This is a genomic window from Paenibacillus sp. Y660 (assembly GCF_057221575.1).
In genome coordinates this window covers 1-14,111 of the sequence record NZ_JBXBBJ010000032.1, presented here as the reverse complement: position 1 = coordinate 14,111, position 14,111 = coordinate 1, and the positions used below count along the sequence as shown (strand labels likewise).

The following is a 14,111-nucleotide window of genomic DNA, read 5'->3' as shown; positions in this document are numbered from 1 at the left end:
GCACCGCGATCACCTGCTTGTTACATCAATAAAGGCTGTCGGTTGGCCGGCAGCCTTGTGCATGGTGCTATCATTAACCGTTGGCTTTTCACCAACTCTATTCAAACTCTCCATCTTCCCACATGTGAATCCCCATACACAAACCATCACCATCTGGGGCCAATTCGATTTCTTCTAAATATTCTCTAGTATTTTGATCATATACTCTTGCAACCAATGCAAATTCAACGCCATGATCCTTATCGATAGTACTTTCGATAACTCCATCCAATAGCATCATTAAACCATACAAGGTATCGCTGATAGCTTTTTCTGCAACATCTTTTTCTTCTAAAGAGCAATTAGGATTAATTTTCCCTTTTGCATACCCTTTAACTTCATCCATTAGTGTCTTACCGAAGAAATGCCCCATTTTGATCCATCTAGCATGTTCGTTGGATGGCCACTCTTGATAAATACTATCTTTCATTTTACTCATCATCCTTCTATGCTTTTAATTAGGATCAGTTGTTGAACAAACTATCGTTGCTCGTACGCCAGTCAAATTACAATTGAACGCTCGTCCTTAGTTAGCGTAACAAAATATGTTCAGAAATGAATTGATTCTTTTTGGAAATCACCCCCATACTCCTACGATGATAACTCCTAGCGTAATTAAAATGGATGTAAGTAGCCGTCTTGTGCCTTGTTTTTCTTGGAGAATAATTATTCCCATGACCGTACCAAATACTGTTCCTATTTCTCTCATAGAAGCGAGCTGAGCTACAGGGGCAAGTGATAAGGCAAACAAGAACAATAGATAACCAGCGGGTGCTATAATCCCACCAAACAAAATGATCTTCCAGTTGATGTTGAGTTCTTTTCGTATGCCTTGGGAGTTAAAAGTTGTCCATGAAAGAGCTAGTAAATTTCCTATATTTGTTGCTTCGTTTAAAACTACCGGTGAAACATAGTTTAATGCTATCTTATCAATAACAATGTAACTAGCGATGCATACCCCCACTGCCAATGCCAATAACGGTGCCTTTAATGATGATAATTCATTACTCTTGAGTGTTATGTTACTTAGCAAAACGATTCCTAAAACAATACAGGTTACACCTATCCAACCAAAGGTAGTTAACTTTTCGTTAAGTAAAGTCACTCCTAAAAGTGGTACTAATAATGGGCTAGTTCCTCGCATTATTGGATAAACCTGTGACAAGTCACCTACTGAATATGTAGCAGCTAGTAATTTGATATACAGTCCGTGCAGGAACATGGATGCAAATATTGCCCAACACCCAGTAATCGTTATGCTGCTATCCCATTCAACTATAGCCCACGGCAAAAATATGATAATTGCGACAAGTTGACAAAACCAAAGAAAAACATTCTTATTTATGCTTCTTTTAGTATAAAGATTCCAAATGGAATGAAGGCAACCAGAACAGAGTACGAGTATCACAGCTAAACTAAACACTAGATCTGCCACCATCCAATATCAGTCTGAATAATTCAACATTTTACCATAAAATCCACATACAGCGTGAGTTGTCTTCTAAAATAATTCATTAATGTATACTCCCTCTATCCATCGTGTTAGCCTCTATTTCTTCGTGCTTGTTTTGAAACCATTCGTTGATTAATGCGTTCATTTTGAGTAGAATTCATCTTGTAGTCTCTTTGGTTTTTTTTGGTCCGGTCGCCGGCCAGCTCTGGGACCCACTAACATCACCAATGACTCTTTTTCTTTCTCGAACCTCGTATTTCCTCATAATAGGAATGGAGCCAATGTCATGATCAGCACAACTGCCACGATAAGCAGCTTGCCTTTGCACCATGCCCGGGAGACGTGGAAGGATCTGCAAATGAGAGGAATACAAAAAAAGATTATTGGAGGAATCGCAATGTCAACTCAAATCGAAATTACTTATACTTTCAACGCTCCACGAGAACTTGTGTTTAAGGCATTCACTGAATCACAACATCTGCGGAACTGGTGGGGGCCAAAAGGTTGGGCGTTTCATGTTGAGAAAGCAGATTTCCAGCCGGGCGGTGTCTTTCACTACAGCCAGAAACCTGCTGACGGCGACATCATGTGGGTTAAATTTGTATATAGTGAAATTGTTGCATCGGAGAAAATCGTATACACCAGTTTCTTTTCTGATGAGGAAGGTAACGTTGTACGTGCACCCTTTGACGTAAATTGGCCACTTGAAACCTTGAATACCATGACGTTCATCGAGGACAATGGAAAAACAACTCTTACAACGATTATTGTTCCCGTGTCCCCGTCTGAGGAAGAGAATAAAACCTTCAATTCTTCACGTGAGATCGTTCAGAACGGATTTACCGGAACCTTCGATCAATTAGCCGAATACCTGAAGATATAAACAATTTGATATTGCTGAAGCTAAAAACACCGACCACCGGTGTTTTTTTGTTTATAACTATCCTCCCTCTATGAAGAATCACTTTACTCTAAAATGTTCACATTTTCTGTAAAAAGTGGATACAGCCGTAAAGTATGGTTGCGACTATGGATCTCCATTTGGACTCATGGTGATCAACTCTCCCACATCTCGCAGTGCCTATGCTCCCACATTCCATCAAGAAAGCCACTCTCTTAATATTTGTTTCCATCAAGAAAATCTCCGATCCTCCTCCCTGTCGGCCTGTGGCGTGTACCCGAGTCATTTTTAACAAGTTAGATAAACAATCTCCAAAATGCCATAAGCGAACCTAGGTACATATTTCTGTAATGGACCTTTATCCAGAACGTCGATGTTTTGGTTGTCTTGTTTTGGATCATCGGTATTTTTATTAAACTATCCCTTTATTTGGTTCCATTCGTAAAAAAAACAGGTTACAATAGCCTTTTCGCTCGTATTAACACTTTATTTATCGAATCAGCACTTCCTTTGTCACCCGTGCAGGGAGTCTCTTACCAACAGCGAATATCCATAACAGAACACCTGAAACGGAGGGATCGAAATGGGTATTTTGAAAACGAAAGATGCCGCAGATCTGCTTTCTGTCAGCCAAACGACTATCAAACGTTGGGCTTCCACTTTTCCCGATTTTTTTCAAAAAGATCGGTCTGGCCACTATATATTCTCGGAGCAGGAAATTGACCTGCTTATTCACATTAAAGACCGAATCGATCATGGCGAAACGTTGGACCGCATTGTTCTCATGACTAACAAGCAGCCGCATCAGACTTTGCACGATGAGACTCCGGTACACACACATAATCCGTCAATGGAATTGTTAACCCGTGTCGAGGATATCGAGCGCTCGCTAGATCAGAAAGCCGACGAAGTCGTCTCGGTGCAGTTGCTTCAGCAGCGCGAGGAACTGGAGGAGCTGCGCCAAATGATCGTACAGCTAGCTGCATCCATAGAAACGATACAAATTTCAAGCAGCAAAACCAATTTGTCACCCGAGGTGATTCACCCCGCTCCCATCGCCGAACATCAGGCTTCGCCAAGGAAGCGCGGCCTTTTGAAATCCATTTTCTCATTCTTGTAAATGGCTTTCGCTCATTTCGAAAAAAGAGGCAGCCTGGACTCGATTAGTCCAAGGCTGCCTCTTTTATTTATGCGCACATGATCCGATCCCCTATCGATCGAAATGATCAAATAGCTAGTATTGACTTGCCTGAGCTGCGAAAGAGATAATGATCTGAAATTAGTTTACTGGTTACACTACAAAAATTTGCAACGAGGTGAAGCTGCGAATGGTACGAATTGTATTTGATTTTGATGGAACGATGGTAAATAGTAAACCACTTGCTATTGAGATCTATAACGAATTAGCTGGTGCAAGAGGTTATAAACGAATTGAGCAGCATCATGTACCTCATCTTAGTTCCTTAAGTATTCCAAATCGAATAAAAGAACTAAATATTCCGGCTGTTCATTTGCCAAAGCTTGTTCTTGATATTAAGAGATGTTACAAGGATAAAGTACATACGTTATCTGCAGTGAAAGGAATTTCCGACTTATTTGCATCCTTATCGGCCAACGGATTTAAACCAGATATTATCTCATCTAACACCGTCGAAAATATTAAGACATTTTCAGAACGGAATCATTTATCGGATACGATTGGTTCAATATTTAGTGGGAATAATATTTTTGGTAAACATCGAGTTATAAATAATTACCTCAAATTACATCATATATCCAAAGAACAAATGATTTACGTTGGTGATGAGTTAAGAGATATAGATACATGCAAACGGGTGGGCATAAAAATGATTGCCGTTACTTGGGGTTATGATTCAATTGAGCTGCTTCAAAGTTACAATCCAGATTTTATAGTAAATGAACCTCACGAAATCATGGAATTACTTCCTCACGATTTTCTCATATAAAAGGCGACACAATGATCATCCCATGTGCCGCCTAAATTCTTCATACGTTGACGATATTATAAATTATGGCATATTTGTTAAGAAAGGCTTCACCGTGTTTGCAAAAGCATAGTTGCTTTTTGCATCCCAGTTAATCGACCACGTCATCGCGCCGCGAATATCCGCATATTTCGCAACAGGTTTATACGTTCCGCAATTATTCCCTGTTGCTAAGCAGCTAAGCGCATTGTTTACGACAGTAGGACTGACATAACCTCCACCAGCTGCGGATGCCGTAGCTGGAAGACCAAGACCAAGCTGCGAAGGCGCTACCCACTGCAGCGACAAGTCGGACAACGCTGTTAAGAAATTAACTGTGCCTTGAGCATAACATACGCCATCACGGCCGAGCATACAGCCGGAATTGTAGTACTGTACATTAATAACCGTCGTAATATCCTTGAGGTTCTTATAGAGCTGCATATAAGTTGTATTTTGACTTTGCATATCAATCGTTTGCGGAGCCATCGTTAAGATGAAGCTTGGTCCAACTTTTTGTTGAAGCTGACGAACTGCGCTAGTTAAATTGGCAACGTTCATCCCATTTTCTAAATCGATATCAATGCCGTCAAAGCCGAACTGCGTAATTAAGCTGTACATGCTGTTTACAAAATTGGCTACATTCGGAGACGAGCTGCTCAAATCAATGTTGCCATTTTGCCCTCCAATAGCGAGGATAACCTTCTTGCCTTGCGAACGCTTAGCTTGAATATCGCTAATAAGATTGGCATTCGTATAGCCTCCAAGTGCCGAGGACAATGAAGAATCTACATTGAAAGTGACTCCGCCTGGTTTGGACATGTCCATATCTGCAAAAGACACCACAATGATATCATATTGACTTGGCACTGCGCTAAGTTTGAGATTCGTTGCGCCATTTACGAAGTTTTGCCAGTAGCCTGTGAGGATATGTTTTGGCAGTGACCCTCCTCCGCCTGAGCTATTGGTTTTGCCGCTAACCGCTGAGCTTGCGGCTGAAGCATTGCCTGCGGCATCCTTCGCCTTCACTGTAAAAGAATAAGTAGTGTTTGCTGCAAGTCCTGTTACAGTAGCCGTTGTACCCGTTGCTGTCGCAGACAATGAACCTCCTCTGTATACGTCATACCCCGTTACTCCAACATTATCGGTAGATGCAGTCCAAGATAAGGTAACGCTGGACGATGTTGTTCCCGATACGCTAACATTTTTCGGAACCGTTGGAGCGATTGTGTCGCCTCCCCCGCTTTTGGTAGCGACGCTAAGAGAGTTGCTGGCAGCGGACAAATTGCCTGCCGCATCTTTCGCTTTGACTGTGTACGTATAAGTCGTGCTTGCACTTAACCCCGTTTCCGTGAAGGTCAATGTACTGCCTGACACACTGCCAACGAGTGCAGAAGCCCGATACAAATGGTATCCAGTAACACCGACTTGATCAGTTGATGCATTCCAGGCTAACGATATGCTGGATGTAGTTGATCCGGTTGCACGTAAATTTGAAGGAACAGTTGGCGCTTGCGTATCGCCGCCTCCTCCTCCTTGGACGAGTCCCCATAAAGCAGGCACGTTAGACGGTTCCCAACCTGTTAAAGATGTATGCGCTTGTATGCACTTATAGCTTGCTCCGCCATAAGTTACGGTATCATTTACGGCATAAGATGTGTTAGGCGCCCAAGCACCTCGGTCAGCTGCATTGGCCATTCCTGGCATTAAAGCGATGATTAAAACTGCAATTAGCAAAATAGCTGAAATTTTCTTCAAAGTCGATGGGCTGTTCGAAACAATCTTCATAAGATTCCTCCTTAAATTGTCAATACAGTTGCCAAAACGCTATCCGAAAAAATACTGCAGCCTAAACCACCGCCTCTCTCAGAAATCCAAAATAATACCGTCATGATCATCATCCACTCAAGAAGCCCCGTACATTTCCACTTTAATCCATCCCCTCTTTTCTTCTCAAGAGCAAAAATGGATAAAAGAGGGATAAAATACTCTCAAATACAGTCGCCAATTACTTTTGGAGGAGGAATAGCTAAACGCATAAAATATTAATTATTGTTAAAAATAGGTAGGTGACCACAAATAGAAATCCCATTAATTAGAAACCAGGAGGAATGATATGAAGAAAATAATGGTGTTAATCGGTTTGATCATATCCGCTCTTACTCTCGCAACTGCAATGAACCATGCGAGCGCAAATGCGGTCCACGTAAATATCATCAATGGTGAAGGGAAGCAGATAGGTACAGCGGAGCTCTCGCAAAAAGCTAATAAAGTACATATCCTCATTGAGGCTGAAAATCTTGCTCCAGGGACCCATGGCATCCATTTCCACGCTGTAGGCAAATGCGATGTCCCTGATTTCACGACTGCCGGCGCCCATCTCAACCCTCAAAGCAAACAACATGGCTTCCATAACCCAAAAGGTTTCCATGATGGAGATTTGCCAAACATTGAGGTTGGTGCAGATGGTAAAGTAAAAGCTATGATCACTAGTGAAACCGTAACATTGGCACATGGGAAACCCAATTCGTTATTTCAACCTGAAGGAACATCCATCATTATTCATGAAAAAGCGGATGATTATGTGACAGATCCATCTGGAAACTCAGGAAATCGAATAGCATGCGGAGTTATCAAATAGAGAACTCCCTTCTCACTTGAACAACAAGAATAAACCGCGAAGTAATCAAACGATTACCTCGCGGTTTATTTTTATTGCTCCGTTTTCATTTCAAAGCTCCCTTTTCACTTCGAATCCCCTCTTACATCGTTCCGCCACCACCGCGTATGGATGCAGGGATCTTCTCAGGCCCTTCATTGATATAGCTATATTTAAAAGTGGCGATTTTCTCTTCATCATAGCAGAAAATTTCAACGTGCTGGCTTCTTTAGCGCCAGGCCGCGTTGAGCTTCGGTTAGCTCCATTGTTTTCGTCCAAGCTGTAATGACAACCTCTTTGCCGGCAGGAATATCTTTATTTGGAACTGCCAATACTCCTGCTCGCTGCCACCTCATGCTTGATTATCCTTTTTTAATTGTTGAATTTTCCGCTCAAGCTTGTCGATCAGAGCTGGAGGTGGGCTGCCTTCCCCTTCACACCATGAGAACATTTGTTCCTTGTAAGTTAAATGGTTTAATGTCAGATACATATCTTCCGAGCAGCAGTGTCTTCTATGCACATTTGATTTTTCGAATAAAATACCCTTTTTTTGCTAAAACATGCAAATAAAACAACAAATAGGTACCTGTCCGTTACTATACGATTGATTAGTTCATATTGTGGTTAATGTTGGAGGTGATCGTCGCTTTATGCATATAACTAGGCATCAATTAGCGAAAAACACGAAATTCGAGACGCCCTATTATGTTGTCCGGGGTGACTCGCAAGGTAAACAAGGTAATGATTACGGCTGGAGTCTTCATTTATTTTCAAATGGTATCACAAGCCTACCCTGCTATATCGCAAATCAGTCCCAAGGCTGCTTCACAGTCAAAAATCCAGCGAACTTCTTGCTCTCATCTCTTCGAATCTTGCGCATTTCTGCGCGGTGCGGAGCAGTCTCGAACAGCTTGAGCTCCTCTTCCGTTTCTGGAACGACTAACGGAACGGGAATGGGCTTCCGATTCTCATCCAATGCGACAAACGTCAAAAATGACGTTGCGGCAACTTTGCGCTCTCCGCTTAACAAATCTTCCTTAATCACCTTAACAAAAACCTCAACAGAAGTACGGCCTGTCCATGTTACGAATGACTCCAGGCATACGGAATCCGAAGGTCTAATGGGCTGGAGAAAATCGACGGAATCCGTTGAGGCTGTCACGACTGATCGCCTGCAATGCTTGGTTGCAGCAATGGAAGCAATGTCGTCAATGTAAGCCATTAGTTTACCACCAAATAACGTATTATGATTGTTAACGTCTGGGGGAAATACCCTTGCCGTTTTGTAGCATTTGGATTCACGCGAGTACCTTTGCTCCATGGTTATTTTTCCCCTTTAGTAAAAACGGATAATAGCTGCGCAATGGCTTTCTCTTGATCGACTTCTAAGCAAAAATCAATGGGGCGACCGACAGTTGAGCGCACTCTGCGATCCGTAATGATCATTCCAGCCGTATAGCCTGTCCCACAATCGATTACCGCATTCATCGTTTCGATTTGGACGAGTGACGGGTTAATGGCAACGAGAACAGCTAACGGATCATGCATCGCGCATTCCCCATCAAATTCGTTCGAGAACGCATAGAAATCAAAGTAAGGCTCTAATGCAACATTCAAAAAATCGAAAATTTCTCGTTTGTCCTCTGCAATCTCACGTGACAAATAGGCCATATGCTGCTTGCTTAACCGAGTCTTCTGCGTCACGTCAAGACCTACTATCGTAAGCGGAAGCTGCGATTCGAATACGATGGCAGCTGCTTCCGGATCGCCGTAAAAATTAGCTTCGCTGACAGGCGTACTATTTCCTGGTACGAATACGCTGCCTCCCATAATGACAACCTTCTTGATTTTGGTTTCAATCGTAGGGTCCAGCTGCAAAGCAAGAGCCAGATTCGTCTGTCTGCCTACGGTAACCAGAGTAAGCTCGCCAGGGCTCTCATTTACTTTTCGAACGATGAACTGTGCTGCAGTTTCCGTTTCCAGCTGCTGAGGAGACTGCGGCAAAATCGCATCTCCAATTCCATTATGCCCATGGATATGGGACACAGACCCAGGAAACACACGTTTAAGCGGCCCTGCAGCACCTTTAGCAACAGGAACCTCATACCCGCAATTCGCGACTTGAACGACGCGCAATGTATTTTCAGTCGCTTGTTCAACATCAATATTTCCGAATCCGGTCGTGATGCCCTCTACTTTTATCTCTGGAGATAAGAGCGCGTATAAAATGGCTAAGGCGTCATCGATGCCTGTATCTACGTCAAGCAGCATTCTGTTTATGTTTGACATGTCATAACTCCCCCTTCTGCTTTCGTTCATTGTAAACAATTAATGAATCAAAAACCAAGCCTAATTTAAAAATTATTCATTAATTAATAATAAGAATTCAAATTTTAGCTTAACTCGGCCAATTGCTTTAGCTGTTCATTGCGATGCTCCAAAAACTTAGTCATGTATGCCTTTAAAACCATGCGCTCCGTTATCCAACCAAGCCAGCCAAGTGGGGCCTCGAAGCGCAGCGTATCCGTCATTAGCGTGCCTTCCTCATGCTTTTCAAATGTGTGAACATGCCTTAGGCTCTTGAATGCTCCTTTTTGCGTTTCATCGACGAATAAATAAGGAACATTAAAATCTGTTATTTTCGATGTAAGCCGCTGTCTAATTCCAAAATGCGTCGCTTCAAACGTAACCAACTCACCTGCTCCTATACAGCCTGTCGTCACTCCGGCTACCGCTCGCTCACGCGTATGCTTCCAAACTGTTCTCGTATGTACATCAATATCTCGCGCCAAGTCGAAGCAGCGTTCTATCGGTGCCTTTATAATTATGCTCGTCGTTACTTCGACCAACCCATTCACCGCTCTTCTGTCTCAGCATTCTAAATCTGTATGCATATAATTAATTCATACAACTTAAGATAAGCCTTCTTTGATCATGTTCATAAAATAAGACTTATGCTCGGGATGGCAAGCGATCAAATAAGGCTGCCCGCTCATGCCAGTAAACGGATTACCGTCATAATCAAAGATGACGCCTCCTGCTTCCTTCACCATGAGAACACCCGAATACAAATCCTCGCCTTCCGAGTTATATACGATTATGGCATCCAAATCGCCCCTTGCGAGCATCGTCCATTGAAGCGTTGGCGCCCAAAGGCGCATCCTCCTCTTCGTATTGACGTCTATGTAATGTCTTAGCTTAACGGCTTGCTGTTCATTTTGAACCGCATGACCCTGAATCCAGCCTACTCTTGCTTTTTTAAATGCTTTTGCAGCGCCTATACTGACTGGCTTCGTATTGCAATAAGTACCTTCGTTCTCGCTTGAAACATAAAGCCGATCCGTCATCGGCTCGTAAATAACCGCAAGAACAACATTTCTCTCAAATACAAGCGTTATCGATATGCCAAACAAGGGCATGCCTATCGCAAAGTTATTCGTACCGTCTAGCGGATCAACCAGCCACATCCAATCGCTTTGCACATCATTTTCGCCATATTCCTCTGATCGAATCTTGTGGTCTGGAAATACACGCCTAATTTTATTCAAAATAATAGCTTCAGCCAAATGATCGACTTCCGTTGCAATTTCGCCGTGGTCATCCTTCTCTTCATAGTGATCCAGTGTTCCGAACTTCTCGCGCGTGAGCCGTCCCGCTTCGTATGCTGCAGCTATCGCCACTTCCCTTGCCCTATTCAACGTCACTTGGTCCAAAGTGCCGATCCCCGCTCTATTGATTTTTTCAATACTATCAGCCACATTACTGATCATTACTCTTTTTATCTGTATAGAAATGAAGCCGATTGCCGAACGGATCCGTTAAGATCACTTGATTCCATTCGTCATCAAAGCCCGGCCTCGCGAATTTATATTTTTTTCCAAGCAAATACTGCTGCAACCCCTTGGCATCATCAACCTGGATGCGTACAGCCGAGCCTGGTGAACAATCACCGTAATGCTCGGATAAATGGATGATGCAGTCACCATTCGAAATTTGCATATAAAGCGGCATGCCTGACTCAAAGCGATGCTCCCAGTCACATTTGAACTCCAAAAAATCAAAATAAAAATCTTTGGCCTTCTCTTCGTCAAATATCCGAAGTATAGGTACAGTACACTTCATCTGAAAAGTCATCGGTCACACCTCCTTATCCAGTGAGATATCCTCATGATTATACATTTATTCCTCGTGGGACGGAAGGTTGATCACAGGAAAAAGGACCGTTCCCGTTTGCGACAATCGCATACAGGTACAGTCCATTGTTCATCATAGCACCAATTATTTTACGATACCCTCCAGTACATCATCGATGATTTGTGAGTTTGCAATAGCGCCCGAATATAACCAGCTAGCCGTATTTGGATATTCGTAAAGCTTTCCATTTTTAACTGCAGGTATCGCTTGCCAGATCGGATCCTTCAATGCTTCAGAGCCAGAATCGACATCGCTGTTGATGAGGAAGATATGATCGGCATCCAGCTCTGCCAGCTTCTCTAGAGAAATAGCATTCCAGTTGCCAGTACCGGTTGCAGCGATTTCTTTCACGACTTCAGGAGCCGTTAGACCGAGGTCATTGTAAAGGACAGCGCCGCTCGATAATTTATCGCTAACGACGAAGAAGCTCTTTTGTACTAGCCAAATCGCTGCGGCGGATTCGCCTGCTGCTGCACTTTGAAGTTTTTCTTTTGCTTCTTTTGCTTTAAGCTCATAGTCAGCTAAAACCTTTTGAGCATCTTCACTCTTTCCTAGCAACTCGCCGATTTTCAACAATGATTTGCGCCAGTCGGCGTTAATTTCATCGCCAAGTGTATAGGTAGGAGCTATCTTTGAATATTGCGCATATTTGTCGCCCTCAACCGCACTATTGCCGCCTATTAGAATAAGATCAGGGTTAAAGCTTGTTACCGCTTCAAACGGAAGGTCATATGGAATGGGAGGAATGCCATCGAGTGAATCCTTTAAATAATCTTGCGTACCGTTTTGAACGGACCACTGTGCAACAGGCTTAACTCCCAAAGCTACAAGATGATCTTCCAAATATGAAGCGATAATGCGCTGTGGGTTTGCAGGTATCGTTACTTCGTTTCCAAGTGCATCCGTTAATTTAAGCTCAGTAGGCGTTTCTGCAGCAGGTGGTACTTCAGTAGTAGCCGGTTCATTGTTCTTGTTTCCTCCACATGCAGCCAGCCAAAGCGACATCACCATCAAACTCATAAGTACAAGTACAAATTTCTTCTTATTGCGAATAAACACGGTCGTTCCCCCTGAATAACTTATTATTGTTGAAGTGAATCTCATTCACCTCAAAGACAACTAATGATAACAATTATCATTTTCATTGTCAATCGCGCGGTTTAAATTTTTAAACCTGCGATCCAAGACACCGAGGTAGCTCATCTGATAAATTCTTGTTCGAAATGTTTATGCATGCACCTGCAACGTCATCACCCCACCATCGGGCGGCATCGTTTAAAGCACTTCCTTTCCTTCGAATGAACAATTTATATTATTGAGAGGTCATCCCATCCATATGCCATTTCGATCAAATGGCCGTAGCCAAATTGGATATCCTTTTCCGCAAAAACCTTGCCGCCTAATCTGGAATAAAAGGTTGTCTCGGGATTATCAGCTAAAACCCATACCATTAATGATCGATAGTTATGTTGTCTCAAATGATTTACGATAGTAGAAAACAATGCTTTTCCATAACCATTTCCTTGGTATTCTCTCAGCAAGTATATGGAATAGAGTTCTGCGTCGTATTTATATTGTTCGCTTCTGCACTTTCCGCCATTTGAGAAACCGACTATCTCTCCAGCGTCATTTTCCAATACGAAGATTGCTTCATCGGGATTCAAATGATGAAATACCCATTTCCAATTATTTATGCGCTCTTCAACGCTTAGATTGTTCAAATATTCATCCGAAATCATTCCTTTATATGTTGTCTTCCAACTAGCAACATGAACATGAGCAATGCCAGGGGCATCATCGATAGAAGCCTGCCGTATCCGCATTTCAAATAGCAATCTCCATCTTGATGGAAGGATGATACACATAATTTTTTAATTCAAAATCATCAATCGTAAAATCATCGAATCTTTTTATATTTGGATTTATCCAAAGCTCAGGCGCAGGGCAGGCAAGACGTTGAATCTGCTCCTTCAACGGATCTATATGTCTCTCATAAATATGAGCATCATTAATATTGAGCGTAAATGTTCCTAATTTATATCCCGTTACTTGGGCAATCATTCGTTGTAAAACGTAATATTGAAATACATTAAAAGGGTTTCCTAATCCGATATCGTTTGACCTTGCATTGACCACTAGATGGAGTGCTCCTTGTTTTATAAGCCATTGGTTGTTCCATACACATGGAAAAAGCTCCATTTGATCAAGATCATCAATGTTCCAAAGGGATATGACATGCCTTCTAGATGCAGGATTATGGATGAGTTGATCAATTAAATGATGAACTTGGTTTGTAATCTTACCTTTCAGCATGATAGGCTTACCTAGCTGATAACCATACGCCTTGCCGATATTATTATTCGTGTTTGTCCACTCTTTCCATATCTTCACATTATTTTCATCCAGATAGGTGCAATCGCTTGTTCGCTTAACATAAAACCACAACAGCTCATGTATGGCCGACTTCCACGGCACTCTTTTTGTTGTAAGGATAGGAACCTCAGTATTATCAAATTGGAGTTGTTTGGATATCAAACTTTTCGTATAGGCTGCTGTACCATCTGCCCATTTTGTCCTTATGTTCTGATCTTTGTCCCAATCCCCATTATGAAGAATTTCAGTGACTAATTCACTGTAAATCTGATCAGCTTTCCCCATCATAGAACCTCCATTATCATTCATGTGCTTACTAATTATATCGAAACAGACACCTAACATAAACTAAATGATACAATGTATGTAAATAATATCATTCATCATGACTTATGCAGTTCATGAGATTAACCGGTAATTGTGAGAATCTATGTTTGAATAAACCGGCCACATGGTCATGGAGAGATTCTTAGGCCAGTATGCTGAAATAAGGCTTGCAAAACGGCG

Annotated in this window: 16 protein-coding genes; 4 read left to right on the top strand and 12 right to left on the bottom strand. The window is 42.3% G+C overall.

Going from position 1 to position 14,111, the window contains the following annotated elements; genetic code table 11:
- Positions 1 to 97: 97 nt before the first annotated feature.
- Together AC2TDN_RS23430 and AC2TDN_RS23425 are read right to left on the bottom strand one after the other, a co-directional pair.
- A complete protein-coding gene (locus AC2TDN_RS23430) occupies positions 98 to 469 on the bottom strand; it encodes a hypothetical protein (RefSeq protein ID WP_482065341.1) in 372 nt (123 codons plus the stop codon).
- A 147-nt stretch (positions 470 to 616) separates the two neighbouring features.
- Entirely contained in the window at positions 617 to 1,462 is an 846-nt protein-coding gene (locus tag AC2TDN_RS23425; RefSeq protein ID WP_484690356.1) for an EamA family transporter, read from the bottom strand.
- Positions 1,463 to 1,778: 316 nt separating this feature from the next.
- Between AC2TDN_RS23425 and AC2TDN_RS23420 the strand changes: the two genes are divergently transcribed.
- The 3 genes from AC2TDN_RS23420 (at position 1,779) to AC2TDN_RS23410 (ending at position 4,360) form a co-directional block, all read left to right on the top strand.
- Positions 1,779 to 2,375 carry an SRPBCC family protein gene (locus AC2TDN_RS23420; protein WP_484690355.1) on the top strand — a complete coding sequence of 199 codons (597 nt, stop codon included), beginning with the start codon at positions 1,779 to 1,781 and terminating at the stop codon, positions 2,373 to 2,375.
- 601 nt (positions 2,376 to 2,976) lie between these two features.
- Positions 2,977 to 3,513 carry a MerR family transcriptional regulator gene (locus AC2TDN_RS23415; RefSeq protein WP_484690354.1) on the top strand — a complete coding sequence of 179 codons (537 nt, stop codon included), beginning with the start codon at positions 2,977 to 2,979 and terminating at the stop codon, positions 3,511 to 3,513.
- A 208-nt stretch (positions 3,514 to 3,721) separates the two neighbouring features.
- A complete protein-coding gene (locus AC2TDN_RS23410) occupies positions 3,722 to 4,360 on the top strand; it encodes an HAD hydrolase-like protein (protein WP_484690353.1) in 639 nt (212 codons plus the stop codon).
- Between the two features lie 63 nt (positions 4,361 to 4,423).
- On the opposite strand, the gene AC2TDN_RS23405 is transcribed toward AC2TDN_RS23410, so the two are convergent.
- Positions 4,424 to 6,166 carry a fibronectin type III domain-containing protein gene (locus AC2TDN_RS23405; protein ID WP_484690352.1) on the bottom strand — a complete coding sequence of 581 codons (1,743 nt, stop codon included), beginning with the start codon at positions 6,164 to 6,166 and terminating at the stop codon, positions 4,424 to 4,426.
- Between the two features lie 328 nt (positions 6,167 to 6,494).
- Between AC2TDN_RS23405 and AC2TDN_RS23400 the strand changes: the two genes are divergently transcribed.
- Positions 6,495 to 7,019, top strand: coding sequence for a superoxide dismutase family protein (locus AC2TDN_RS23400; protein ID WP_482065347.1), 525 nt, complete (start codon positions 6,495 to 6,497; stop codon positions 7,017 to 7,019).
- A gap of 230 nt (positions 7,020 to 7,249) precedes the next feature.
- Here the strand turns inward: AC2TDN_RS23400 and AC2TDN_RS23395 are convergent, their stop codons facing one another.
- The 9 genes from AC2TDN_RS23395 to thyA form a co-directional block, all read right to left on the bottom strand.
- Positions 7,250 to 7,393: a hypothetical protein gene (locus tag AC2TDN_RS23395; RefSeq protein WP_482065348.1), complete on the bottom strand. Its 144-nt coding sequence runs from the start codon at positions 7,391 to 7,393 to the stop codon at positions 7,250 to 7,252.
- A gap of 452 nt (positions 7,394 to 7,845) precedes the next feature.
- A complete protein-coding gene (locus tag AC2TDN_RS23390) occupies positions 7,846 to 8,358 on the bottom strand; it encodes an acyl-CoA thioesterase (protein ID WP_482065350.1) in 513 nt (170 codons plus the stop codon).
- A gap of 2 nt (positions 8,359 to 8,360) precedes the next feature.
- Positions 8,361 to 9,326 (bottom strand): nucleoside hydrolase, encoded by a 966-nt coding sequence (locus AC2TDN_RS23385; protein ID WP_484690351.1) that lies wholly within the window; start codon positions 9,324 to 9,326, stop codon positions 8,361 to 8,363.
- A 104-nt stretch (positions 9,327 to 9,430) separates the two neighbouring features.
- Positions 9,431 to 9,886, bottom strand: coding sequence for an SRPBCC family protein (locus AC2TDN_RS23380; protein WP_484690379.1), 456 nt, complete (start codon positions 9,884 to 9,886; stop codon positions 9,431 to 9,433).
- 63 nt (positions 9,887 to 9,949) lie between these two features.
- Positions 9,950 to 10,807, bottom strand: coding sequence for an inositol monophosphatase family protein (locus AC2TDN_RS23375; RefSeq protein WP_484690350.1), 858 nt, complete (start codon positions 10,805 to 10,807; stop codon positions 9,950 to 9,952).
- Complete coding sequence (locus AC2TDN_RS23370; protein WP_484690349.1) at positions 10,797 to 11,171, bottom strand: glyoxalase superfamily protein; 375 nt, start codon at positions 11,169 to 11,171, stop codon at positions 10,797 to 10,799. Before AC2TDN_RS23370 ends, AC2TDN_RS23375 begins: the two co-directional genes overlap by 11 nt.
- A 144-nt stretch (positions 11,172 to 11,315) precedes the next feature.
- A complete protein-coding gene (locus AC2TDN_RS23365) occupies positions 11,316 to 12,251 on the bottom strand; it encodes an iron-hydroxamate ABC transporter substrate-binding protein (protein WP_484690378.1) in 936 nt (311 codons plus the stop codon).
- A 287-nt stretch (positions 12,252 to 12,538) separates the two neighbouring features.
- Complete coding sequence (locus tag AC2TDN_RS23360; RefSeq protein ID WP_484690348.1) at positions 12,539 to 13,066, bottom strand: GNAT family N-acetyltransferase; 528 nt, start codon at positions 13,064 to 13,066, stop codon at positions 12,539 to 12,541.
- A complete protein-coding gene (gene thyA / locus AC2TDN_RS23355) occupies positions 13,056 to 13,889 on the bottom strand; it encodes a thymidylate synthase (protein WP_484690347.1) in 834 nt (277 codons plus the stop codon). The genes AC2TDN_RS23360 and thyA overlap by 11 nt, the downstream gene beginning before the upstream one ends.
- Between the last annotated feature and the right edge of the window lie 222 nt (positions 13,890 to 14,111).